14 protein-coding genes are annotated in these 25239 nt (G+C 64.5%); 10 read left to right on the forward strand and 4 right to left on the reverse strand.

Features of this window, described 5'->3' with window-relative positions; all coding sequences use genetic code 11:
- Positions 1-62: 62 nt before the first annotated feature.
- The 9 genes from MU516_RS03555 to MU516_RS03595 all read left to right on the forward strand — a co-directional run bounded on the left by MU516_RS03555 (position 63) and on the right by MU516_RS03595 (position 19695).
- Positions 63-6461 carry a type I polyketide synthase gene (locus tag MU516_RS03555; RefSeq protein ID WP_260275823.1) on the forward strand — a complete coding sequence of 2133 codons (6399 nt, stop codon included), beginning with the start codon at positions 63-65 and terminating at the stop codon, positions 6459-6461.
- Between the two features lie 3 nt (positions 6462-6464).
- Positions 6465-7463 carry a glycosyltransferase family 2 protein gene (locus MU516_RS03560; protein WP_260275824.1) on the forward strand — a complete coding sequence of 333 codons (999 nt, stop codon included), beginning with the start codon at positions 6465-6467 and terminating at the stop codon, positions 7461-7463.
- Entirely contained in the window at positions 7460-12025 is a 4566-nt protein-coding gene (locus MU516_RS03565) for a MupA/Atu3671 family FMN-dependent luciferase-like monooxygenase (RefSeq protein WP_260275825.1), read from the forward strand. Before MU516_RS03560 ends, MU516_RS03565 begins: the two co-directional genes overlap by 4 nt.
- Positions 12026-12028: 3 nt before the next feature.
- The gene (locus MU516_RS03570; RefSeq protein ID WP_260275826.1) at positions 12029-12688 is read left to right on the forward strand and encodes a 4'-phosphopantetheinyl transferase family protein; all 660 of its coding nucleotides are present in this window, start codon (positions 12029-12031) and stop codon (positions 12686-12688) included.
- Between the two features lie 24 nt (positions 12689-12712).
- Positions 12713-13687, forward strand: coding sequence for a hypothetical protein (locus tag MU516_RS03575; RefSeq protein WP_260275827.1), 975 nt, complete (start codon positions 12713-12715; stop codon positions 13685-13687).
- Complete coding sequence (locus tag MU516_RS03580; protein ID WP_260275828.1) at positions 13684-16209, forward strand: hypothetical protein; 2526 nt, start codon at positions 13684-13686, stop codon at positions 16207-16209. The genes MU516_RS03575 and MU516_RS03580 overlap by 4 nt, the downstream gene beginning before the upstream one ends.
- Entirely contained in the window at positions 16206-17051 is an 846-nt protein-coding gene (locus MU516_RS03585) for a glycosyltransferase family 2 protein (protein WP_260275829.1), read from the forward strand. The genes MU516_RS03580 and MU516_RS03585 overlap by 4 nt, the downstream gene beginning before the upstream one ends.
- A gap of 95 nt (positions 17052-17146) precedes the next feature.
- Positions 17147-18358, forward strand: a complete 1212-nt coding sequence (locus tag MU516_RS03590) for a glycosyltransferase family 4 protein (RefSeq protein ID WP_260275830.1) — start codon at positions 17147-17149, stop codon at positions 18356-18358.
- Entirely contained in the window at positions 18355-19695 is a 1341-nt protein-coding gene (locus MU516_RS03595; RefSeq protein WP_260275831.1) for an oligosaccharide flippase family protein, read from the forward strand. The genes MU516_RS03590 and MU516_RS03595 overlap by 4 nt, the downstream gene beginning before the upstream one ends.
- A 33-nt stretch (positions 19696-19728) precedes the next feature.
- Here MU516_RS03595 and MU516_RS03600 read toward each other — a convergent pair whose 3' ends face one another.
- The 3 genes from MU516_RS03600 to MU516_RS03610 form a co-directional block, all read right to left on the reverse strand.
- Positions 19729-20055: a DUF1330 domain-containing protein gene (locus MU516_RS03600; protein ID WP_260275832.1), complete on the reverse strand. Its 327-nt coding sequence runs from the start codon at positions 20053-20055 to the stop codon at positions 19729-19731.
- A gap of 146 nt (positions 20056-20201) precedes the next feature.
- Positions 20202-21350 carry a Hint domain-containing protein gene (locus tag MU516_RS03605; protein ID WP_260275833.1) on the reverse strand — a complete coding sequence of 383 codons (1149 nt, stop codon included), beginning with the start codon at positions 21348-21350 and terminating at the stop codon, positions 20202-20204.
- Between the two features lie 163 nt (positions 21351-21513).
- A complete protein-coding gene (locus MU516_RS03610; protein WP_260275834.1) occupies positions 21514-22500 on the reverse strand; it encodes a GlxA family transcriptional regulator in 987 nt (328 codons plus the stop codon).
- A 177-nt stretch (positions 22501-22677) separates the two neighbouring features.
- On the opposite strand from MU516_RS03610, the gene MU516_RS03615 reads away from it, so the two are divergent.
- The gene (locus MU516_RS03615; RefSeq protein WP_260275835.1) at positions 22678-24084 is read left to right on the forward strand and encodes a class II 3-deoxy-7-phosphoheptulonate synthase; all 1407 of its coding nucleotides are present in this window, start codon (positions 22678-22680) and stop codon (positions 24082-24084) included.
- Between the two features lie 102 nt (positions 24085-24186).
- On the opposite strand, the gene MU516_RS03620 is transcribed toward MU516_RS03615, so the two are convergent.
- Positions 24187-25203, reverse strand: a complete 1017-nt coding sequence (locus tag MU516_RS03620; RefSeq protein WP_260275836.1) for an LLM class flavin-dependent oxidoreductase — start codon at positions 25201-25203, stop codon at positions 24187-24189.
- Positions 25204-25239 lie beyond the last annotated feature (36 nt).

Below are 25239 nucleotides of genomic sequence, written 5' to 3' on the forward strand. Positions count from 1 at the left end.
GTGTCGATTCGATTTTCGACCGCTGCCGGATCACAGGAAAAAGTGACGAAATGGACGGTGTGATGACTGGCCGGAATAGCTCTGTGGACGTTCCCGAAGGTGCAATTGCGATTGTGGGCATGTCGGCACACCTGCCGGGGGCGCCGGACGTGGCGACATACTGGACCAATCTGCGCGATGGCATCGAATCCATCCGTCATCTGACGGTCGAAGAGTTGACCGCGAACGGTGAAAGTCCGGCCCGGATGCGGCAGAAGAACTATGTCCCGTCGGCGTCGGTGCTGCAGGATTTCGAAAAGTTCGATGCCGAGTTCTTTGGCCTGTCGCCCAAGGAAGCCGCGATCATGGACCCCCAGCATCGCCAGTTCCTGGAGTGCGCTTGGGAGGCGCTGGAGAATGCCGGTCACACGCCCGAGGGCTTTGACGGTCCGATCGGCGTTTATGCCGGGTGCGGGATGGGCAGCTATTTCTATTTCAATGTCTGCTCGAACCCGGATCTGGTCAGGAACACCGGCATGTTCCTGTTGCGCCACACGGGGAACGACAAGGATTTCCTGTCCACGCGCGTCAGCCACATCTTCGATCTGAAAGGGCCCAGCCTGTCGATCCAGACGGCCTGTTCCACATCCCTGGTCGCGGTCCATCAGGCGGCGCAGTCGCTGCTGAATGGTGAATGCGACATGGCGCTGGCCGGTGGCGTGACCATCGAATTGCCGCATGCGCGTGGCTATCTGTTCGAAGAGGGCGAGATCCTGTCCCCGGATGGGCATTGCCACGCCTTTGACCATCGCGCGCAAGGCACGGTGTTCGGATCGGGTGCGGGCTGCGTGGTGCTGCGCCGGCTTGAGGATGCGATTGCAGATGGCGATCATATCTGGGCCGTGGTGCGCGGCACCGCCATCAACAACGACGGTGCGGCCAAGGCCGGCTATCTTGCCCCGTCGGTCGAGGGTCAGTCGCGTGCGATTGCCGAGGCGCACGGCATCGCCGGCGTGACCGCCGACACGATCGGATATGTCGAATGCCATGGCACCGGCACCTATCTGGGCGACCCGATCGAGGTCGCGGCGTTGACCCAGGCCTTCGAGGAAACTACGCAGCAGCGCGGCTTCTGCGGCATCGGCAGCGTCAAGACCAATATCGGGCATACCGATACGGCGGCGGGTGTCGCCAGCCTGATCAAGGTCAGCATGGCACTGCATCACGGCCAGATCCCGCCCTCGCTGGGATACGAGGCACCCAACCCCGCCATCGATTTCGAGAATTCCCCGTTCAGGGTCAACGCGACGCTGAACGATTTCCCGCGCCTGAACGGCGCGCCGCGTCGCGCGGGGGTCAACAGCCTTGGCGTCGGGGGCACCAATGCCCATGCCGTCGTGGAAGAGGCCCCACAGCGCGCCGCGTCCGAGGACAGCGACTGGCCATTCCAGCTGCTGGTCCTGTCTGCCCGCAGCAAATCGGCCCTTGATCAGGCCAGCAGGAATCTGGCCGCGCATCTGCGCGCCCATCCCGAACAGGATCTGGCCGATGTGGCCTGGACGCTGAAGCAGGGCCGTCGCGCCTTTGAACATCGCCGCGTCCTGGTTGCGGGCAGCCATGCCGAGGCTGCCGAAAAGCTGGAAGAAGCCGATCCACGCAAGGTCTTCACCCATCAGGAACTGCCCGAACAGCCCGAGACGGTGTTCATGTTTCCCGGCGGCGGTGCACAGTTCGCAGGCATGGCGCGCGATCTCTACGAGACCGAACCGGTCTTCCGCGAATGGATGGACAAGGGGCTGGATCATCTGGCGCCGAAACTGGACTTTGATTTGCGGGCGCTGTGGTTGCCACAGGCCGATGACGCCGAGGCGGCGACCGAACGGCTGAAGACCCCTTCGGTCCAGTTGCCCCTGATCATGATTACCGAATACGCGCTGGCGCAGCTGTGGATGGATTGGGGCGTTCAGCCCGCCGCGTTGATTGGGCACTCGATGGGCGAAAATACGGCCGCCTGCCTGGCTGGCGTGATGTCGTTCGAGGATTGCATCGGGCTGGTGCATCTACGCGGCCAGTTGTTCGACACGATCGCACCCGGCGGGATGCTGTCGGTGCCGCTGTCGCGGGACGGGCTCCAGGCCTATTGGGCCGACGATCTGGACATGGCGTCGGTCAACGCGCCCGATCTTTGCGTTGTTTCGGGCCCACAAGCCGCGTTGGACGCGCTGGAAGCGCGGCTGGTGACGGACGAGATCGAGGCGCAGCGTATCCAGATCGACATCGCCGCCCACAGCCGAATGCTGGAACCGATCCTGATGCGGTTCGGCGACTATCTGCGGGCGATCACGCTGTCCGCCCCGCGGCTTCCGGTGATCTCGAACCGGACCGGCAAGCCGTTGACCGACGCCGAAGCGACCAGCCCCGATTACTGGGTCGCCCATCTTCGCAACACGGTCAATTTCGCCGATGGCATTTCGCACCTGATGGATCGCAAATGCCGTGTCTATGTCGAGATGGGGCCGGGGCGCGCCCTGTCCTCGCTGGCGCAGGCCAATGGCGTTCCGGCCAATCAGGTCGTCCCCGCCTTGCGTCATCCGCAGCAGGATGTCCCCGACGATGAATTCTTCATCGCGACCGTCGGCCGCCTTTGGGCGCTGGGGGTCAAGGTCGACTGGACCCCGATCTGGGGCGAGGCGCGGCGCGTTCGTGTGCCGCTGCCGACCTATCCGTTCCAGCGCGCCAGCTATTTCATCGAGCCGGGCCGCGCGGGGGCCCCGGTCGAGGAAGAGATGATCCAGCGGGTCGAGGGGATCGAGAACTGGGGCTGGCAGCCGCATTGGCGCCCTCGTGCCGCCGAGACCGAGATCGAGGCTGACGAACTGGATCAGGCGCCACAGCGCACATGGCTGGTCTTCGCGGACGAAGCCGGGCTGGCCGGACGCGCCATACGACGGCTTCGCGACGCCGGTCAGAAGGTCATCGAGGTTCGTGCGGGCGATGTCTACGCCAGCGCCGGAGAAGACGCCTACACGATCTCGCCCGAACGCGGGCGCGAGGATTACGACCGCCTGATCCACGATCTGGTCGCGGCGGGGCTGGCGCCCCAGCGGATCGCGCATTTCTGGCTTGTCACGGCGGGCGAGAGGTTCCGTCCGGGATCAAGTTTCTTCCATCGCAATCAGGAGCAGGGGTTCTACAGCCTGATGTTCCTGGCTCAGGCGATCGCCGAGGAAAACCTGCCACGTCCAATCCATCTGCTGGCCGTGACGAACGGTGCCGTGCAGGTGCGCGGCGAGACATTGCCCTATCCCGAGAAGGCGACGGTCGCCGGGCCGCTGCGGGTCATGCCGCGCGAATTGCCGGGCGTCACCTGCTCGGCCCTGGATCTGACGCTGCCCGAGGGGCGCCGCAACGATGCAGAATGGGATTCGCTGACGGATCATGTGCTGGAAGAAATGCTTGCCGATCCCGCGAATCTGTCGGCCGCGCTGCGCGGCGACCGACGCTATGAGATGGGCTGGCGGCATCTGAAACTGGCCGAGGCTGCCGGCGACCTGCCGCAGGGTGCGGTGGTGATGCTGACCGGCGGTTATGGCGGGATCGGTTTGACCGTGGCCGAACGGCTTGCGTCCGACCGTGGCGCAAGGATCGCGTTGGTCGGGCGCCGCGCGCTGCCCGATCGCGACCAGTGGGACCGCATCCTGCGCAGCGCCGCACCGAACGACGTCATCGCGACGCGAATTCGCGGTGTTCAGGCGCTGGAGAGCGCCGGGGCCGAGGTGATTTGCCTGACCGCCGATGTCTGCAATCTTCAGGACATGCAGTCCGCGCGCGACGAGACGGTCAGGCGTTTCGGGCGCATCGACGCCGTGATCCATGGCGCTGGCGTCGTGGATGACGCGCCGATCCTTGCCAAGACGCCAGGCAGCGTGGAAAATGTCTTCGCACCCAAGGTCCACGGCACCGAGGTGCTGGACAAAGTCTTTCCCGACGGTTCGGTCGGGCGGATCGTGGTGTTCAGTTCGACATCGACGGCCATCGCCCCGATCGGGCAGATCGACTATGTCGCTGCGAACGAGTTCCTGAATGCCTGGGCAAAGTCGCGCGCTGGCGGGAAGACCACCGTGACGGCGATCAACTGGGGTATATGGTCGGGCGTCGGCATGGCTGCCGAGGCGCTGGCCGAACCAGAGCCCGCGCCTGTGACAGAGGCTGGCACGCCGCTGCTGGATAAGGCGACGTTCGACGCCGATGGCACCCGGATCTTCACGGCCGAGTTCACGACCCGGCAATGGCTTCTGGACGGTCACCGGACCAGGGACGGACAGGCGCTGGTTCCCGGCACGGGATATCTGGACCTGATCGCCGAGGCGCTGCGTGCCAATGGCGAGCAGGGCGGGTTCGAGATCCGCGATCTGTATTTCTTTCGTCCGCTGGCGGTCGATGATGGCGCGACCCGCAGGATGCGCCTGTCGCTGGCCCGCAATGACGAAGGCTACGCGGTCCAGATCCGCAGCGATGCCATCTCGGACGGACGCGAGGGATACGAGCTGAACGCACAGGCCCAGATCGGCTTTGGCATTGAATCCGCACAAGAAATTGATCTAAAAGAAATTTCAGCGCGTTGTTCAGGTGATGTCGAGGTTGATCCTAGGGGTCTTGTCAGCCCGCAAGAGGCACATCTGCGCTTTGGGCCGCGCTGGCGGGTTCTGCGTCGCCGCGCCTATGGCGAGGGCGAGGGCCTGGCTGAACTGGCGCTGCCCGACGCGTACAGGGCCGAGCCTGCTCAGGGCTATCCGATCCATCCGGCGCTGATGGATCTGGCGACCGGTTGGGCCATGGGTCTGATCGAGGGGTATCAGGCGAACCATCTTTGGGTGCCGGTCAGCTATGGCTCGGTTCGGGTGCATGCGCTGCTGACGGCCGAAATTCGCAGTTGGGTGCGCAATGCAGGCGACAATCGCAGCGGCAATCCGTTCGCGCGCTTCGATGTCACGCTGACGGATCCCGACGGCAAGGTTCTGATCGAGATTTCCGGCTTTACGATCCATCGCCTTGAGGGTGCTTTTGATTTCTCTGCCTCCAGCGGAAAGCGGGATGTGATCTTTCCCGATCAGCGTCAGTCTGATCGGAAGCTATCCCAAGCCGAGGAACGTCTGCAGCACAACCTGTCCCAGGGCATTCGTCCGCAGGAAGGCGCCGAAGGTTTTGTCCGGGCGCTTGCGACCGGCAAGGCGCAAGTTGTGGTCTCTTCGATGCCATTGCCGCAGCTGATCGAACAGGCCGGTCAGGGCGCCGAGGAAATCGAGGAACGTCAGGGCTTTGAGCGCCCACAGCTTGACAGCGACTATGTCGAGCCGCGCAACGGCATCGAGCGCACCCTGGTCGGATTCTGGCAGGAACTGTTGGGCGTCGGACAGGTCGGGGTCGAGGATAGTTTCTTCGATCTGGGGGGGCATTCTCTGATCGCCGTCCGGCTGTTTGCGATGATCCGCAAGACCTATTCCGTTGATTTTCCGATCTCTGTCCTATTCGAGGCGCCGACGATTGCAGCCTGTGCCGCGATGATCGAGGATCGGATCGGACCTCAGGACGGCGAGACGACCGATGCGCCGAAGAAGGCGCCGTCGCGCCGCTTTACGCATCTGGTGCCGATGCATCAGGGCGAGGGTGGGCCAAAGCGGCCATTCTTCCTTGTCGCCGGCATGTTCGGCAATGTGCTGAACCTTCGGCATCTGGCACAGCTTCTGGGTGGCGACCGGCCGTTCTACGGGCTGCAGGCGCGGGGGTTGTTCGGCGAAGATAAGCCGCACGATAATTTCGTAGATGCAGCAAGGGATTATGTTTCAGAATTGAAGCAGATTCAAGCTGAAGGCCCCTATCTTCTTGGCGGGTTCTCGGGCGGTGGGCTGATCGCGTGGGAAATGGCCCGTCAGCTTGAGGCCGAGGGTGAGGAGGTCGCGTTGACGGTGCTGTTGGATACACCACTGCCGATGCGCCCGTGGCTGAGCCGTCAGGACAAGGCGCTGATCAAGCTGGCCGAACTGCGCCGCAAGGGGCCGGGCTATCTGGCTGAATGGATGAAAGCGCGCGCCGACTGGAAGCGGCAGCAGGCGGAACGTGCGAATGCTGCACCCGAGGCCGAGAACCAGTTCCACAACACCGCCATCGAGGCGGCATTCCGTGCCGCGCTGCCGAATTACGACATGCAGCGGCGCGACGGTCGCGTGGTGCTGTTCCGTCCGCCGCTGGACCTGCACTGGCAGGTTTCGGGCGGGCGCTGGGTCAGCGCGGCCAAGGAATATGTCTTCCCCGACAATGACCTGACCCGCTTCGCGCCGGAATTGCAGGTAATCGAGGTTCCGGGCGATCACGACAGCATGGTCTTGGAACCCAATGTTCGGGTGATGGCGGCACGCATGCGCGAGGTGATTGCCGAGGCCGAGGCCGGGATCGCGCCACGCCTGGCGCAGGCGGCGGAGTAGATCATGGCCAGCGTTCTAACTGTCATTCTGAACTGGCGCACGCCCGATATGACTCTCCGTTCGGCCGAGGCGGCGATCCTGGCGATGGAGGGGATCGAGGGCGGCATCGTGATCGTCGACAACGACAGCGGCGACGGCTCGGAGGAGCGGCTGCGAGCGGCGGTCGCTGATCGCGGTTGGGCTCGCGTCCGGGTCATCCAGTCGGGCCACAACGGCGGCTTCGGTGCGGGCAACAATGTGGGGATCCGCGCCGGACTGCAGGACGGCGCGCGACCGGACCATGTCTACCTTCTGAATTCGGACGCCTTTCCGGCGAAGGACGCGATCCGCGTGTTGCTGGATCACATGCAGTCACATCCCGAAACGGGAATGGCGGGCAGCTATATCCACGGCACAGACGACGCGCCGCATGTGACCTGTTTCCGATTTCCCTCGGTGGCGTCCGAGTTCGAGGGGGGCGCGCAGACCGGGCCGATCAGCCGGATCCTGCGTCACGCGATCATCCCTCAACCGATTCCCGATGGGACCACGCGGATGGATTGGGTCGCGGGCGCCAGCCTGATGATGCGGCAGGACATGCTGGACCGGGTCGGTGCGTTCGACGAGGAATATTTCCTGTATTTCGAGGAAACCGATCTGTGTCTGCGTGCCGCACGGGCAGGGTGGCACACCGATTACGTGCCTGCCAGCCGCGTCGCTCATATCGGGTCGGTCTCGACGGGAATGAAGGAATGGGGGCGCACGCCCGGCTACTGGTTCGACAGCCGCTGGCGCTATTTCCGCAAGAATCACGGGTTGGGGACGGCAATCGCTGCGACGCTGGCGCAGACCGCCGGGTTGATGATCAACCGGCTGCGGGTCGCGCTTGGCAGTTCCCGCCGCACGGGCGGTCAGCGCTTCATGCGCGACCTGCTGGCCCACGACATACGCGCGCTGACGACGGGTATCCGGCCCGCCGTCCATCATCCTGACGAAGCTTCCGTCACCGAGAGGACGACATGACGCAATCAGCCCTTTTCATCGGCAACGAATCCTTGCTGATCCAGTGCGCCACCCAGTGGCGCGACCGCGGGCATTCGGTCAGCGCAATCCTGACCCGCGACCCGGCCATCCGCGACTGGGCCGAGGCGCAGGGCATTCGCGTGGCGGCCCAGGCGGACACCCGCGAGCCAGGCGACCTGAAGTATGACTGGCTGTTCAGCGTCGCCAACCTGTCGCTGGTGCCGGATGCGCTGCTGACCCGCGCGGCCAAGGGCGCGATCAATTTTCACGACGGCCCGCTGCCGCGCCGGGCCGGGCTGAACACCCCCGCCTGGGCGATCCTTCAGGGCGACACGCAGCATGGCATAACCTGGCACCTGATCGAGGGGGATATCGACGAGGGTGACATCCTTGAACAGCGGCTGTTCGACATCGCCCCCGACGATACCACGCTAACACTGAATACCCGCGCGTTCGAGGCCGCCATCGAAAGTTTTGGCGCGGTGATCGGGCAGGTCGAAAACGGTCTGAACCGGCAGAAACAGGATCTGTCGCAGCGCGGCTATCACGCCCGCGCAGACAGGCCTGAAGCTGCGGCCCGGCTGGATTTCAGCGGATCGCGCGAGGCGGCGTCGCGGCTGATCCGGGGGTTGGATCACGGCGACTATGCCAACCCGCTTGCCCTGGCCAAGTTCGAGGACGAGGGCCGGGTGATTGCCGTCGCGCATGTCGAGTCGGCCGAAGGCTATGGCGCGCCGGGTACCGTTATCGCAGCCTGCGCGCAGGGCGCGACGGTGATGTTCGCCGATGGCGCGTTGCGACTGAACGGTCTGACCGCGCTGGACGGGGCCGAGTTCGATCCGGCCCGCCTGCAAGGCAAGGTTCTGGCAACCTCTGGCGATATGTCGAGCCTGACACAGGCGATGGCGGCGGTCGTTGCCGGAGAGGGATACTGGCGAAAGGCGCTGAAATCCCTTGCGGCGGCGGCTGTTCCCTTGGCGAACGGGGCGGACGGCAAGGCGGATTGGCAGTCCCTGCCGGTCGAGGGCAGCGCCGGCGATCTTCTGGCGGCGACGGCCATGCTGGCGACGACGCTGTCGGGCGGCGAAGCGGTCGATTTGGCCCTGCACGATCCGGCCGCGCCGCGGGCGCCCGGATATCTGTCTGACTGGGTGCCGCTGCGCGCCCATGCCGATCCCGAAATCACGACCGACGATCTGCGCCAACGGATGAGTGCGGCGCTGGAGCGAGCGCGCCAGTATCCCGCCTTCGCGCTGGATCTGCCTCTGCGCGACCCGGCGATCGACACGCCGCAGCGCCCGCAGATCGGCGTTGCGGCGGCGGGCGAATCGCCTGTTCCGGGCACCGTGATCTCGGTGGCGCCGGAGAACGGTCACCTGCATTACGATGCCTCGCGGATTGACGCGGCGTCGGCGCGCCTGCTTGCCGCGCGCCTGGCGCATTTGACGGCGGCAATCGGGCAGGGCCGGCGCGTGGGCGATGTGGCTCCGATGCCCGATGCCGAACGCGATCAGGTGGTGAATGGCTGGAACGACACCGCGACCGACTTTCCCGACATCTGCATCCACCATGCGTTCGAGGCCCAGGTGGCGCGCGCGCCGGGCGCGGTCGCGCTGACGGTCGAGAACCGCAGCCTGACCTATGCCGAACTGAACGAACGCGCCAACCGCGCGGCGCATGTGCTGCGCGGGATGGGGGTGAAGCCCGGCACGCTGGTCGGTATCTATACCGGACGCAGCGAAAGCCTGCTGATCGGTACCTTGGCGATCATGAAGGCGGGGGGCGCCTACGTGCCGCTGGACCCCGCTTATCCGGCCGACCGGATCGCGCTGTATATCGAGGACAGCGGCTGTCCGGTGATCGTGACCGAGGCTGCGCTGTCGCAGAACCTGCCCTCGCACGGCGCGCAGCTTCTGGTGCTGGATCAGGACAGTCGGCTTCCCGAGGCGGAAACAGGCAATCCGGACAGTGGCGTGACGACCTCTGATCTGGCCTATCTGATCTATACGTCGGGTTCGACAGGCCGGCCGAAAGGCGTGATGCTGGAACATCGCAATGTCGCGAATTTCTTCACCGGGATGGATGACCGCATCCAGCACGACCCGGCTGGCGTCTGGCTGGCCGTCACGTCGCTGTCCTTCGACATCTCGGTGCTGGAACTGTTCTGGACGCTGGCGCGCGGTTTTCAGATCGTGCTGATGGGCGATGCCGAACGCGCGCTGGTGTCGGGCGGCGCATCGGTCAGCGACAAGAAGATGGACTTCAGCCTGTTCTACTGGGGCAATGACGACGGCATCGGGCGCGAGAAATATCAATTGCTGCTGGACGGCGCCAGGTTTGCTGACCAGCACGGATTCTGCGCGGTCTGGACGCCGGAACGCCATTTCCACGCCTTCGGCGGCCCATACCCGAACCCGTCGGTGACCGGCGCGGCGGTTGCCGCCGTGACACGCAATCTGGAGGTTCGGGCCGGATCCTGTGTCGCGCCGCTGCATCATCCGATCCGCATCGCCGAGGAATGGGCGGTGATCGACAACCTGACCAATGGCCGGACCGGGCTGGCCATCGCATCGGGCTGGCATCCCGAGGACTTTGTCCTGCGCCCCGAGAACTCTCCGCCGGAAAACAAGCCGGCGATGTATAAGTCCATCGACATCCTGCGCCGTCTGTGGCGCGGCGAGAAGGTCGCCTTCCCGATGGCGGGTGGCAAGATGGTCGATGTCCTGACCCAGCCGCGTCCGGTGTCGGACGAAATCAATATCTGGGTGACGACGGCGGGCAATCCGCAGACGTGGAAAGAGGCCGGCGAGATGGGCGCCCATGTGCTGACCCACCTGCTTGGCCAGTCGATCGAAGAGGTCGGCGACAAGATCAAGATCTATCACAAGGCGCTGCGCGACAGCGGCCGCGATCCGTCCAAGTATCGCGTCACGCTGATGTTGCACAGTTATCTGGCCAAGGATCGCGAGACCGCGCGCGAGGTCGCGCGCCAGCCGATGAAGGATTACCTTGCCTCGGCCGCCGCGCTGGTCAAGCAATATGCTTGGGCCTTTCCAGCCTTCAAGAAGCCGCAGGGCGTCAACAACCCGATGCAGATCGACCTCGGCAGCCTCAGCGATGAGGAGAATGAGGCCATTCTGGACTTCGCGTTCCACCGCTATTTCGAGGATTCGGGCCTGTTCGGCACGATTGATGAGCTGCTGCCGCGCGTCGAACAGCTGAAAGAGATCGGCGTGACCGAGATCGCGGCGCTGATCGACTACGGCATCCCGCGCGAGCAGGTTCTGGAAGGTCTGAAGCCGCTGGCCGAATTGCTGGCGCGCGCAAATGCGGGCACCGCCCCCGCGCATGACGACTTCTCGATCGCGGCGCAGATTCGACGTCACGAAGTGTCCCATCTGCAATGCACGCCCTCGATGGCGCGGATGATCGCGATGAACGATGACGCGCGCGCGGCGCTGGCCAGGGTCCGGCACCTGATGATCGGCGGCGAGGCACTGTCCGGGTCACTGGTTGCCGATCTGAACCAGGCTAGCCATGCGGGTATCGAGAACATGTATGGCCCGACCGAGACGACGATCTGGTCCACGACCGCGACTGCTGACGCCGCCGAACCGATTGCCAGCATCGGCACGCCCATCGCCAACACCCAGGTTTATGTGCTGGACGAGGCGATGCAGCCGCTGCCGGTCGGTGCGCCGGGTGAATTGTGGATCGGCGGCGCGGGGGTGGCGCGCGGCTATTGGCAGCGCGATGATCTGACTGACGAGCGTTTCAAGCCCAATCCTTTCCACGCGGGCCGCATGTACCGGACCGGCGATCTGGTCCGCTGGAAGGCCGATGGAAGATTGGAGTTCCTCGGACGCGCCGATCATCAGGTGAAGATGCGCGGTTACCGGATCGAGTTGGGCGAAATCGAGGCTGTCGCCGAAGGTTTTGCCGGTGTCCGTCAGGCGGTGGTCATGGCGCGCGAGGACCAGCCCGGCGACATGCGGCTGGTCGCTTATGTCACCGGCGACAGCTGGCTGGCGACCGATGCGCTGAGGGATCATCTGGCGCATGTCCTGCCGGCGCATATGGTGCCCGCCCATGTCGTGAAACTGCCGGAATTCCCGCTGACGCCGAACCGCAAGGTGGACCGCAAGGCACTGCCCGCCCCGGCCGATGCCACGGCGCCCGTGAACCAGGCTTACGTGGCGCCCGAGGTCGGCGTGCAGGCGACGATCGCGCAGGTCTGGTCGCGCATCCTCAACCGGCAGCAGATCGGCGCGAAGGACAATTTCTTTGCGCTTGGCGGCCATTCGCTGCTGGCCGTGCAGGCGCATCGAGAGATCAAGCAGGCGCTGGGTGGCGGGGTGAAGCTGTCGATCACCGACATCTTCCAGTTCCCGACACTTGAGGCGCTTGCCGGGCATCTGGGCGAGGGAGAGGCCGCGAATAGCGCCACCGAACCCGCCGCGGGGCCTTCGGGCGATGCGGGAACCCCCGAAGATCGCGCAGCGGCACGGGCCAAGGCGATGTCGGATCGACGCGCGCTGCGGGCCGGGCGGCGGCAGGGCTAGGCCATGACCAGGCTGGCGCGCGTCATCGCGGGGCTTTTTCCCCACGGCGTCGGGACGGCGGCCGTGACAATCGGTGCCGCGCCGCAGCCGTGGCCGGACGAACTGCGCGCTGTCGAAAACGCCGTGCCGCATCGCAGGCTTGAATTTGCGGCAGGCCGGGCCGCGGCCCGCGCGGCGATGCGCGCCGCAGGGCTTGCCGAGGCTGCGATACCGATGGATGACGACCGCGCGCCTATCTGGCCGTCGGGCATGATCGGCAGTATCACCCATGCCGAAAACGTCGCGCTGGCTGCTGTCGCCTCACTGGATATGGTCGCGAGTCTTGGCCTTGATGCGGAACCGGACGCGCCTCTGCCCGACGATGTGCTGTCTGAGATCTGCGACGGCGAGGAATGCGCCTGGATTGCCGGTCAGGCGCAGCCGTTGCGATGGGCGAGGCTGATCTTCGTCGCGAAAGAAGCGGCGTTCAAGTGCCAGTATCCCGCCAGCAAGACGATCTTCGGCTTCGACGGGATGCGGATCGGGGTCGATGTGGAACGCGGCGCGCTGACGGCGGTGTTTCGGCGGGCCATCCCGCCGTTTTCCGAAGCCGAGGTGTTGCATGGACGCTTCGCCCGTTCGGCGGGTCTGGTCGTCGCTGGCTTCGTCCGGCAGCATGACTAGGATATATCTGTAATCGGGGAAGACATGAATCGCAGGGTGGGGTTGATCGGTGGACTTGCGGCGCTTGGCCTTGCCGGGCTGGGTGCTGCCGGACTGTTCATTCGACGCCGCAACACCGACGTTCCGCAGCCGTTGCCCCAGATGCCGGCAGATGCATTCGCGGATGCACATGCGCCCTTGACCCCGCCCCAGGGATCGCTGCGCGTCTTTCATCTGGGCCACAGTCTGGTCGGTCGCGACATGCCGGCCATGCTGGCGCAGTTGGCGCCTGCGGGACATGCCTACGCCTCCCAACTGGGGTGGGGGGCCACTTTGCGGTCGCATTGGCTGGGGCCTGACGAAGTGCCCGGATTCGCCGAAGAGAACGCCCATCCCGCACATCGCCCCGCACGCGAGGCAATCCAAAGCGGTGATCATGACGCGGTGATCCTGACCGAGATGGTCGAACTGCGCGATGCGATCAAGTGGCATGGCAGCAGCAATTATCTTGCCGAATGGGCGCGTTTCGCGCAGCAGGCACGGCCCGATGTGCGGGTCTATCTTTACGAGACATGGCACCGGCTGGACGACAAGGAAGGCTGGCTGGATCGCATCGCGGACGATGCCGGCCCGCTGTGGCAGGATGAACTGATGCGGCGCGCGATGGGGGCAGAAGGCGTGGGCCCGATCTATCGGCTGCCCGGAGGTCCGGCGCTGGCGGCGGTCGTGCGCGCTGCCGAGGCGGGCGAACTGCCGGGCGTGGATAGTCGCGAGGCCCTGTTTGCGCGGACGCCTGACGGCTCTGTCGATCAGATCCATCTGGGCGATCTTGGAAACTACGTGATTGCTCTGACCCATTATGCCGTCCTGTATCAACGCAGCCCAGAGGGACTGCCTGCGCAGCTTGATCGCGCTGATGGCAGCGCGGCGCTGGCATTCGACGCGGAGAATGCGACACGGGTTCAACGGATTGTCTGGCAGGTCGTCGCGTCCGATCCGCTGACCGGGATCGCGTCGTGATCGGTTGCGCTATTCTGACGGACATCCTGTTCATCGGAATGGGATTGTTCGGGGCAGACATGCCACAGATGATCGCCTCGGCGGGGCGTATGAACGGCGCTGAAACGACGGTGGAAGCGCGCCAAGCGCCCGAAGCGCCGCTTGCGTATCACTGGGTCAACGCTGCCGCCGGACCGGGTGTCGATCCCCGGGCGGTGCTTTCGACAGGCGGCATAGATCAGTTGGTCATGACCGAGGCGTTGCCCCTGACGGAAAGCCTCGTCCGGCACGACAGCATCGAATATGCGACCGATTTCTGCGATCTGGCGGTTCGCAGGAACCCGCAGGCCGAATGCTTGCTGTATGAAAGCTGGCCGCCTCTGGATGGTCGCGACCCTAAGGGCTGGCGCGAAGAGGTGGCCGCTGCGGCGCCGCTGTGGCAGGCGATTGTGCAAGCGTTGAACGATCAGGGCTTTGCTGACGGGGATCACCCGCCCGCGAGGTTGATCCCACTGGCGCGGGGTTTACTGGCACTGGACGGCGCCATCGCCGCAGGTCAGGTGCCGGGGCTTGTCAGCATCACCCAGATCTTCGCCGAGGATGGACGTCGGCTGAACGGGCGCGGCAGCTATTTCGCAGCAATGCTGTTTCACGCAGCCCTCAGCGGCGATGACCCACAGGGTCTGCCAGTCTGGCTGGGGCGCAACCGTCCGGCAACCCTGGAAGATGCGGTGACCGAGCCGATGGCGGGTGCGATGCAACGCATTGCCCTGCGGGTGGTGCAGGACAGGATGGCTGCCGCGTCGGTGGATCGCGTCATGTGGCGTCAGGCAAAGGCGCTGGTGGACAGCACGATCTCGGATGACCGCGGGTTCGTGTCTTGGCAGGGCCCCACCGACTCGTATCTGTCCGGGGTTGAGCGCGAGGGCATCGCCTTCAACCTGACAGGCATATCGGACTGGTCGGCGAATCTGCCGTTTCTGGATGTCTTCAAGAACGCTCGTCCATGGATCGGGCATCTGCCCGGGCAGTGGGGCGGCTTCGACGCGCCGAAATTGCGCGAGGCCGGCTATCTTGATGAACATGGCTGGCCCAAGCGGATACCGGACGAGGTCACGCATCTGACCACCCTGATCCTCAGCGATCTGGACAGCGGGATGATCTCGGCCGCCGGGCGGTATGTCCTGCGCTATCGCGGCGTGGGACGGATCGAGTTGGAAGGCAGGTTGGCGCGGAATATCAGCTACGAAGAAGGGCGCATCGCTTTTGACTATCTGCCGGGACGCGGATCGGTGCTTATCCATCTGCGCCGCACCGATCCCGAAGATCCGATCCGCGATATCAGCGTGGTGCGTCAGGACCGCCTCGCCCTAGCCGACGCAGGCCAGATCTTCAATCCCGACTTTCTGGCGCGATTGCGTGGGGCTGAATTGCTGCGGTTCATGGACTGGATGCGGACGAACAATTCCACGATGACCAGCCCCGACCAGATCCCGGCGCGCGAGGATTATATCTGGAGCACCGACCGGGGCGTCCCGCCCGAGGTCATGGTTGCGCTGGCCAACGAGTTGGACGCCGACCCGTGGTTCACGATCCCGCACTTGGCCAGCGATGATCTGGTGCGGCAATATGCGCGACGGGTTCGGGACAATCTGGCGCCCGGCCGCCGCGCTTGGGTCGAGTTCTCGAACGAGATCTGGAACTGGTCGTTCGATCAGCGGGCTTGGGCGGACCGCAAGGCGGCCGAGCTTTGGGGTGTCGAGGACGCGGGCATGCAATATGGCGCATTCCGGGCGGCGCAGGTTGTCGATATCTGGACCGAGGAATTCGCCCCTTCGGCCAGCGCCCGTCTGGTTCGTGTCGTGGGCACATTCACCGGCTGGACAGGCACCGAAGACGCCATGCTGAACGCGCCGGCCTGGAAGGCGGCCGACCCGGAAGGCTGGGAACCGCTGTCCGAACACTTTGATGCCTACGCGATCACCGGCTATTTCCATGCCAATCTCGAGAATCCCGAGCGCATGGAAATGCTTCGATCGTTGCTGGAGGTCAGCCACGACGATGCCGTGCGCCGCGCCGGGCTGCAGGGTCTTGTCGGCGCGGACCTCGAGGCATTCATCCGTGCGCATCGCTTCGATCTTGCGATCGACCGCATGATCGCGGAATTGCGCGACGGCGCGATCAGCGGAGATCCGGAAGGCTCGGTCAGGTGGGTGATCGACAACCTGTTCCGCCATCACAGGCGCGCGGCCGCAAGATTTGGCCTGGACCTTGTCATGTATGAAGGCGGCAGCCATGTCGTGGCCACGGGACCGGCCGCTGACGACGAGGAACTGACCGAGTTCCTGATCGCGCTGAACTATTCACCCGGCATGGGCGATCTTTATCTTGACCTGATCGAAGGCTGGCAACGCTTCAGCGATCAGCCATTCAATTTCTACACCGCGATCGGCGGCCCCAGCCAATACGGCAGCTGGGGCGTTTTGCGTCATCTTGACGACGAAAACCCGCGCTGGGACGCTGTTTCGGAGTCTTATCCATGACCCATCCGCCCGCGCTCAGCGTTATTCTGCCGGCCAGCAACGAAGAGGCGTATCTGTCAGCATGTCTTGCGGCTTTGCTGAAAGGCGATCCAGTCCCCGGTGGCGCCGAGGTGATCGTGGTCGCTAATGGATGTCGCGACAGGACCGCGGATATCGCCCGCGGCTTCTCCGAGACAGCCCGCGCGGCAGGCTGGACCCTGATCGTGATCGAACTTGAGAAGGGCGACAAGATCGGTGCGCTGAACGCGGGTGATCAGGCCGCGCAGGCGGATCTGCGCGCCTATCTGGATGCCGATGTGGTCGTCAGCCCGTCCTTGATGGGCGACCTGACGCGGGCGCTTTGCGCGGCATCGGGTGCGGCCTACGCCAGCGGAACGGCGATCATTCCGCGTGCCGCCAGCCCGGTCACGCGCGCCTATGCCCGGCTGTGGCAGCGGCTGCCCTTTGCGCGCAGCGAGGCGCCGGGATATGGCCTGTTCGCGGTGAACCGGGCCGGACGGGCGCGCTGGGGCGCGTTTCCGCGGATCATTTCGGACGACACCTTCGTGCGTCTGCAATTCGCGCCCGACGAACGGATCGGGCTTCCTGCGACCTATAGCTGGCCGATGGTCGAGGGGTGGTCGCGTCTGGTGCGCGTGCGACGTCGTCAGGACGCGGGTGTCAGGGAAATCGCCGCACGCTGGCCGGATCTCTTGCGCAACGAAGGCAAGGCGGCACTTGGTGCCGGAGGGGCCGCGCGGCTGGCCCTGCGTGATCCGGTCGGATTCGCTGTCTATGCAGCCGTTTCGGTGGCGGTCAGGATGGAACGCGGACCGGCAGCCGGGTGGACGCGGGGACGATGAGATTGTCCAGAAGTGCAGGCATGTGGCGCTTTCGCGGGCAGGCAAAATCCGCTAGGCCGAAACCGCCGCCTGTTGCGGCATGAGGTAGTATCGTCGTGCGTCTCGGTTACTTGTTGAATACCTATCCCCAGCCCAGTGTTACCTTTGTCCGTCGCGAGATTCACGCGTTGGAACGGCGCGGCATTTCGGTCCACCGTTTCGCCATGCGAAGTGATCGTGATGCACTGGTCGATCCCGCCGATCTTCAGGAATACGACCGCACCGAACTGGTGTTGCAGGCTGGGGCGGGGCGGCTGCTGCGGGATCTGCTGGGCATGATGGTCGCCCGCCCCGCCGGATTTGTCCGCGCGCTGGCATCGGCGTGGCAGATGGGCGGCCGGTCGGCACAGGGCAGGTTGCGCCACCTGATCTACCTGGCCGAGGCGGCACATGTCGCCCGTCGGGCCGAGGTGTTGGGGCTTGACCATCTGCACGCGCATTTCGGGACCAATTCAGCCGCGGTTGCGGCGCTGGTGCGCGATCTGGGTGGACCGGGCTACAGCTTCACCGTTCACGGCCCGGAGGAATTCGACAGTCCGCTGGCGCTGAGCCTTGGCCGCAAGGTGACGGGATCGGAATTCACGGTCGCGATCTCGGCGCATGGGCGCAGTCAGCTTTGCCGCTGGGCAGACTATGCCGACTGGCCCCGGATTCGGGTGGTTCATTGCGGGATCGAACCTGCGCGCTTTCCCCAGCCGGCCGCGATGCCGGGCGGCGGCACGCTGCGGCTGGTCAATATCGGACGGTTCGCCGAACAGAAGGGCCAGTTGCTGCTGCCCGAGGCGTTGGCGATGGCGCGTGCGCGCGGCGTGGATGTTCACCTGACGCTGGTCGGCGACGGTCCGATGCGACCGCAGATCGAAGCCGCGATCGCGGCGCACGGGGTTGGCGACGAGGTCACCCTGACCGGCTGGCTTGACGAGGCGGGGGTGCGCCGCGTTCTGGCAGAAAGCCACGCGCTGATCCTGCCCAGCTTTGCCGAAGGCCTGCCAATGGTGGTGATGGAGGCGATGGCCGCCGGTCGTCCCGTGATCGCCACCTATATCGCCGGGAACCCCGAACTTGTCATACCGGGTGAAACTGGATGGCTGGTTGCTGCGGGTGACACAGAGGCGTTGGCAAAAGGCATCATCGACGCGGCCGGGACGTCGGGCGAACATCTGCATCGGATGGGGCAGGCGGGGCGCGCCCGTGTCCTGCAACGCCATGACATTGACCGCGAGGCCGAAAAGCTGGCTCGCCTGATCGAGGAAGCAACCCGCCGATGAAACGCGTTTTCAGCTTTATGTCCGGCACCAGCATTACCCAGCGGGTGCTGCGCGGATCGGCGATTTCGGGAATGGGCTATTTCTTCAGCCAGGGTATCCGGCTGGCCAGCAACCTGATCCTGACACGTCTGTTGTTCCCGGATGCATTCGGCCTGATGGCGTTGGTCACGATGTTCGTTCTGGGCGTCGTGATGATGACCGATGTCGGACTGACGCCCTCGATCATGCAAAGCAAACGTGGCGACGATCCGAAATTCCTGAACACCGCCTGGTCGGTCAAGATGCTGCTGCACAGCTTCTATTTCGTGGTCATCTGCGCGCTGGCATGGCCCGCCGCGCAGTTCTATGACGCGCCGCAATTGGTGCAGCTGATGCCCGCCGTGGGCGCCAGCCTTCTGATCGGCGGGCTGGTATCGCCAAACATCGAACACGCACAGCGCCATATCAGGCTGGGCACGGTCACATTGATCGACCTTGCCAGTCAGGCGGCGTCGGTCGGTTCGATGGTGATCTTCGCGCTGCTGACCCGGTCGATCTGGGCGCTGGTCTTCGGGCAGTTCGTGGCGGCTGGCGTAAAGGCGGTGCTGACCCGCTATTACCTGAAGGGGCCGACCACCGGTTTCGGCTGGGACAAGGAGGCCGTGCATGAACTGATCCATTTCGGCAAATGGATCACCCTCAGTTCGGCAGGCGGGTTCGTTCTGTCGCAGGGAGACAAGGCGGTTCTGGGCAAGTATCTGAGCCTTGAACAGCTTGGCGTCTACAACATCGGCTTCTTTCTGGCGTCCTTTCCGATGGCGCTGGCCGAGAACATCACCGGTCGCACGATCATTCCGGTCTATCGCGACAGTCCTCCTCATGAATCGCCGCAGAATTTCGCAACCGTCCGCCGGATGCGCATGGGGCTGTCGGCCATCGTCCTGTCGATGATCGCGGTCATGGCGGTCGGCGGGCCGTGGATCATCGAACTGCTCTACGACATCCGCTATCAGGGCGCGGGGCCGATCGTGTCGCTGATCGCCAGCGCGCAGGTGCCAGTTGTGCTGGGCATGACCTATCCGCAGGCGGCGCTGGCGGCCGGGGATTCCCGCAGTCCGTCGCTGCTGCAGATGCTGCGGGCCGGGGTCCAGATCGGCGCCTTCCTGATCGGCGCCGAACTGGGCGGGCTGACCGGCGCGATCATCGGGCAGATGATCGCCGGTTGGGTTCTGCACCTGTTCATCATCCGGATCGCCATCAAGCATCGGGTCTGGGATCCGCTGCACGATGCCATCTTCGCGATCTTCGGGGCACTGATCACCTTCGTGGGCATGTCCCACATGCTGATGACGGGCTGAACCGGGCCCGTCCGCCGCATCAATCGCGGCGGGTCAGCCCTTCGGCAGATAGGGAATTCCGCCTGCCAGGTCGGTGTCGTCGATGACATGGAAATTGCTGACGCTGCCCTTCTGGCGCCCCTCGGCGAAGGGGGCGTATTCGGGATCGTTGGCGAATGCCGATACCGCCTCGCGCGAAGGGAACTCGATCAGCGCGATCAGGGTGCTGTTCAGGGGCGTGCCTTCGATGGTTTCGATATTGCCACTGCGCGACAGATAACGGCCGCCATGCTTGGCCGCGATGTCATGGACCCGGGCGGCATATCCGGGCACCCACGCATCGTCGGTCACCGTAACCTCTGCAATCAGATAGACAGGCATCGTGCATCCTCCCTCGTGCTGAAACGATCCTGCCGACACAGTAGCCCGTCGGCGGTATCCGGCAAACCCGGTCATTCGTCTGGTGTGACGCGAGATCGAACAGGCTCCGGCGTCGGTCAGAATGCCCCTTTGGGATCTGCCCGGTGCTAGATCGCCTCAACCAGGTGACGTGCGTGCCGGGCGTGCCGCTGCGCAAGGTCGCGCCCTTCGCGACCGCTCAGCAGGCGCCGCGCGCCGATGGCCTGGAAACCCGGCTGTGACATTTGCGGAAACAGCGCGAGAATCTCGTTGCGCGCGTCGGGCCCTACGGATTCCATCGCTTGCGGGCCAACGAACAGGCTTTCGCTCCAGGCGCCATCGGATGACACCACTTCATGGCCGTCAAACAGCATGTGCCAATAGGTCACGCCATGATCGGGTCGCATGACCTCGATGCCGGGCAGGCCGACAAGATGCTTGGCAGCGACCAGGATTTCGTGCTCGCCGAACAAACGCCGCGCGATGGACGAGCGTACCAGGATCCGATGCTGCGGAGACACGATCAGGTTTCGCGCCGGAACCCCTTGCGCCAAGGCGCCCGCCCTGATCCGGATCGGACGCAGATTGGGCTGCTGGTCAAGCGTCCCAACGTCGACATAGGTGGATCCGATCCAGGACAACCATCGCATGCCGTTGTCGCGGGTGCGGATCATGTCACCTACGGAAAGGCTGTCGATGGCGCGCGGCCCGAACATCGTGTCGATCATCGTGCCCGAGGCGAAGCAGGGCACCGCGGCAGCAGGCGCATAGCTGGGCGCCCCCGCGTCACCGGATTGCAATGGCACGGTGCGGACATAGCCAAAATTCGCATTCGGATCGAAGCTGGGATAGCTGCTTTCTCCGCTCACCGGATCGATCCGTTCCACCGGAATGATCAGCACCGAGTATCTGCCGCCAAGTTCTGTCCCGATCGAACCGTTGAAGTCGCACGGGAACAGGGCGTGGAATTCATTCCCGTCCTGATCGCGGATCAGCGATGCGGTGAAGTTGCTGATCTTCGTGCCCGCCAAGACGGTTTGCGCCCCGGCGCCATAGCCGAAGGTCGTATCCTCGGCCAGGAATTGTTGGGTCTCGCCGGGGGAATAGTAGCGCGAATTCAGCACCGGGTCGTCATCGGTGATCGTGATGGTGCTAAGCGTCGGGTTTGAAAGACTGATCGAGGAATACTGATTGTACCAGGGCGCGTAGCGGGCGTTTCCAGAGCTTCCGGACGGGATGACCTGACTGACCGTCAGCATCGTGACCTGATAGTCCATCTTCGCCCGTCGCCTTGTGCTGACCCATGCCCCAAAGTTTCCGGTTCGGCCGGAAATCTCTTGTCGCGGACATGTTTCGCGGCCCGCGAAAAGCGGAGTATCAACAGAAGGTTAACGATGCGTTAACGGGGAAGGGAATGCGGCCCGTTTCCGCGGTTCGCGATCAGACTTGTCCGGCTTTCGACGCCGAACCGGTGCCGCGTTCGCGATAGGGCGTGCTGCCGTAAAGCGCCCGATAGCATTTCGAGAAATGCGAAGGACTTGAGAACCCCGAGGCCAGCGCCACCTCGATGATCGACATCTCGGTCTGCATCAGCAGGTTGCGGGCGCGGGCAAGCCTGGTTTCCATGTAGTACCGCTTGGGGCTGCGGTTCAGATATCGGCGGAACAGGCGTTCCAGCTGACGTGCCGACATTCCAGCATCAGATGCAAGCTGCGCAGGGCTGATCGGCTCTTCCAGATTGGCTTCCATCCGGGCGATCACGGTGGAAAGGCGCGGGTGGCGCACGCCGATGCGGGTTGGGATCGACAGGCGCTGGCGGTCTTGGTCGCTGCGGATCGTGGTATGCAGCAACTGATCGGCCACTTCTGCCGTCAAGGCGTCACCCAGCGTTTCCGAGATCAGGTGCAGCATCAGATCCACCGACGCGGTTCCACCCGCCGCCGTCATTCGGTTGCCGTCATGGACGAAGACCGAACGAAACAGATCGACCTCGGGAAATGCTTCGGCGAAGCCGTCATGGTTTTCCCAGTGGATCGTGGCCTTGCGCCCGTCCAGCAGACCGGCTTCGGCCAGAATCCACGCGCCCGTGCAGACCGCGCCCATCGCTGCGCCACCCCGTGCCTGCCGGCGCAGCCAGTTCAGCACCGGCTTGGTGGCTTCGCGGGCTATTTCGGTGCCGCCGCAGACGATCACCACATCCCCGCGCCCGACCGGGGCTTCGCTGTCCAGCCCCGCATCCAGTCTTACGCTTGTGCCGTTGGAACAGGTCGCCACATCGCCAGCCGGCCCTACCAGCCGCCACGAGAAATGCGCCACCCCGGAAGCTCGATTCGCAAGCCTCAGCGGTTCGATCGCCGCGGCAAACGGCATCAGCGTGAAGCGGTTGAGCAGCAGGAATGTAAAGCGGCGCGGTGTCTCGGATGGCATGGTGCTGTCTCGGCGCGGTTGGATTCCCACCTCTCATCAGGGAATGGGAAACGCTGCAAGGGGGTAAACGTGGCCTGCACCCGAAGTCGCATGACGGTTTCGCGAGCCGTCTGCCCTTTCCCCTGCGGCGCTGACCGATTATATCAACCCGAATGAATTCCCCAAGGAGTGCGTGCCATGACGCAGGAGACCCGCAAGACCGCCACCCAAAACTGGGACAAGGCCGGCTGGCGTGCCCGTCCGCGCGTTCAGATGCCGGACTATACCGATCCCGACGCGCTGAACGCGGTCGAGGCGCAGCTTCGCCGATATCCGCCGCTGGTTTTCGCAGGCGAGGCGCGGCGCCTCCGCGAACAACTGGCCGATGTTGCGGCCGGTCGCAGCTTTCTGCTGCAGGGCGGTGACTGCGCCGAGAGCTTTGGTGAATTCAGCGCCGACAATATCCGCGATACGTTCAAGCTGCTGCTGCAGATGGCGGTCGTTCTGACTTGGGGCGCGCAATTGCCGGTGGTCAAGGTCGGCAGGATGGCGGGTCAGTTCGCCAAGCCGCGCAGCGCGCCGACCGAAACCGTCGATGGCGTAGAACTGCCCAGCTATCGCGGTGACATCATCAACGGTTTCGACTTCACGCCGGAAGCGCGTATTCCCGATCCGAACCGCATGCTGGCGGCCTATACGCAGGCGGCGGCGTCGCTGAACCTTCTTCGCGCGTTCTCGACCGGCGGTTTCGCGGACATGCACCGCGTTCAAAGCTGGATCGCCGATTTCGTGGGCGGCCCCGAGGCGGCGAAGTATCGCGACATCGCCGACCGCATCCGCGATGCGATGGCCTTCATGCAGGCAGCCGGCGTCAACTCCGAGACGGCGCATCAGTTGGGCAAGGTCGATTTCTATACCAGTCACGAGGCGCTGCTGCTGGAATACGAAGAGGCGCTGGCCCGGATCGACACCACGACCGGCCTGCCGGTGGCAGGGTCCGGCCACATGATCTGGATCGGTGACCGGACGCGCCAACCGGACGGCGCTCATGTCGAGTTCTGCCGCGGCGTGCAGAACCCCATCGGGCTGAAATGCGGCCCGACCACGACGGCCGAGGATCTGAAGGTTCTGATGGAAAAGCTGAACCCGGCGAACGAGGCGGGTCGGCTGACACTGATCGCGCGGTTCGGTGCGGGCAAGGTGGGCGACCATCTGCCGCGGCTGATCAAGGCGGTGCAGGACGAGGGCGCGAATGCCGTTTGGTCCTGCGACCCGATGCACGGCAACGTCATCAAGTCCTCGACCGGTTACAAGACGCGGGCCTTCGATTCGATCCTGCGCGAGGTGCGCGAGTTCTTCGCGATCCACAACGCCGAAGGCACCATCCCCGGCGGCGTGCATTTCGAGATGACCGGCAAGGATGTGACCGAATGCACCGGCGGCGTTCGCGCCGTGACCGACGAGGATCTGTCAGACCGCTATCACACCGCCTGCGATCCGCGCCTGAACGCCAGCCAGTCGCTGGAACTGGCGTTCCTTGTGGCCGAGGAACTGCGCGCCCGCCGCGAAGCCTCGGCGCCGCTGCGCGGTGCGAAGGTCGGCTGATCTGAAGGCAATCTGCAAGATAGGAACGGCCGCCAAAGCACTGGCGGCCGTTTTTTGTTTGGACCTGCACGATGCGCGTCGATGCGGCGTGCCGGGCGCGTTTCAGCGCCAGCCCAGGGCAGGGGCGACATGTCTCAGGATGCTGTCGATGACATGCAGGTTGTAATCGACACCCAGCATGTTCGGGACCGTCAACAACAGCGTATCCGCCTCGGCGATCGCCTCGTCCGCATGCAGGTCTTCGATCAGCCGGTCTGGCTCGTCTGCGTAGCCACGACCGAAGACGGCCCGGAAATTGTCGATCTGGCCGATCTGGTCGCTGTCATTGCCGCGTCCGAAATACATCCGGTCCGTGTCGTTCATCAGCGGAAAGATCGAACGGCTGACCGAAACGCGCGGCGTGCGGTCATGCCCTGCCTCGGCCCAGGCCGCGCGATAGGCGCGGATCTGGCGGGCCTGCTGCAGATGGAAAGCCTCTCCGGTCTCATCGACCTTGAGGGTCGAGCTTTGCAGGTTCATCCCCATCCGTGCCGCCCAGATCGCTGTCTCGTTCGAGGCAGAGCCCCACCAGATCCGCTCGCGCAGCCCCTCGGAATGCGGCTCCAGACGCAGAAGTCCGGGCGGATTGGGAAACATCGGCCGCGGGTTGGGCCGGGCAAAACCCTTTCCTTCCAGCCGTTCCAGGAACAGTTCGGTATGGCGCCGTGCCATGTCTTGATCGGTTTCGCCCTCGGCAGGCTCATGGCCGAAATGACGCCAGCCCTCGATCACCTGTTCGGGGCTGCCGCGGCTGATGCCAAGCTGCAGCCGTCCGCCCGAAATCAGATCCGCCGAACCCGCATCCTCGATCATGTAGTGAGGGTTTTCATACCGCATGTCGATGACGCCGGTCCCGATCTCGATCCGGTCGGTGCGCGCACCGACGGCGGCAAGCAGAGGAAAGGGCGAGGCAAGTTGCCGGGCGAAGTGATGGACGCGGAAATAGGCGCCATCCAGGCCCAGGTCTTCAGCCCCAACCGCGAGGTCGATAGATTGCAGCAGGACATCGCTGGCCGAGCGGACCTTCGATCCGCGGTCAGGCGACCAGTGGCCGAATGACAGGAAACCGATCTTCTTCATGGGATATCCCCTTTCGTCACGTCATGGGCCGGAACG

Source organism: Paracoccus maritimus (assembly GCF_025195095.1).
In the GTDB taxonomy this organism is placed as follows: domain Bacteria; phylum Pseudomonadota; class Alphaproteobacteria; order Rhodobacterales; family Rhodobacteraceae; genus Paracoccus; species Paracoccus maritimus.

Excerpts from the sequence above, each read along its gene's own strand:
- MU516_RS03555 (WP_260275823.1), top strand. The coding sequence starts at position 63 with ATGACTGGCCGGAATAGCTCTGTGGACGTTCCCGAAGGTGCAATTGCG.
- MU516_RS03560 (WP_260275824.1), top strand. The coding sequence starts at position 6,465 with ATGGCCAGCGTTCTAACTGTCATTCTGAACTGGCGCACGCCCGATATG.
- MU516_RS03565 (WP_260275825.1), top strand. The coding sequence starts at position 7,460 with ATGACGCAATCAGCCCTTTTCATCGGCAACGAATCCTTGCTGATCCAG.
- MU516_RS03570 (WP_260275826.1), top strand. The coding sequence starts at position 12,029 with ATGACCAGGCTGGCGCGCGTCATCGCGGGGCTTTTTCCCCACGGCGTC.
- MU516_RS03575 (WP_260275827.1), top strand. The coding sequence starts at position 12,713 with ATGAATCGCAGGGTGGGGTTGATCGGTGGACTTGCGGCGCTTGGCCTT.
- MU516_RS03585 (WP_260275829.1), top strand. The coding sequence starts at position 16,206 with ATGACCCATCCGCCCGCGCTCAGCGTTATTCTGCCGGCCAGCAACGAA.
- MU516_RS03595 (WP_260275831.1), top strand. The coding sequence starts at position 18,355 with ATGAAACGCGTTTTCAGCTTTATGTCCGGCACCAGCATTACCCAGCGG.
- MU516_RS03600 (WP_260275832.1), bottom strand. The coding sequence starts at position 20,055 with ATGCCTGTCTATCTGATTGCAGAGGTTACGGTGACCGACGATGCGTGG.
- MU516_RS03605 (WP_260275833.1), bottom strand. The coding sequence starts at position 21,350 with ATGGACTATCAGGTCACGATGCTGACGGTCAGTCAGGTCATCCCGTCC.
- MU516_RS03610 (WP_260275834.1), bottom strand. The coding sequence starts at position 22,500 with ATGCCATCCGAGACACCGCGCCGCTTTACATTCCTGCTGCTCAACCGC.
- MU516_RS03615 (WP_260275835.1), top strand. The coding sequence starts at position 22,678 with ATGACGCAGGAGACCCGCAAGACCGCCACCCAAAACTGGGACAAGGCC.
- MU516_RS03620 (WP_260275836.1), bottom strand. The coding sequence starts at position 25,203 with ATGAAGAAGATCGGTTTCCTGTCATTCGGCCACTGGTCGCCTGACCGC.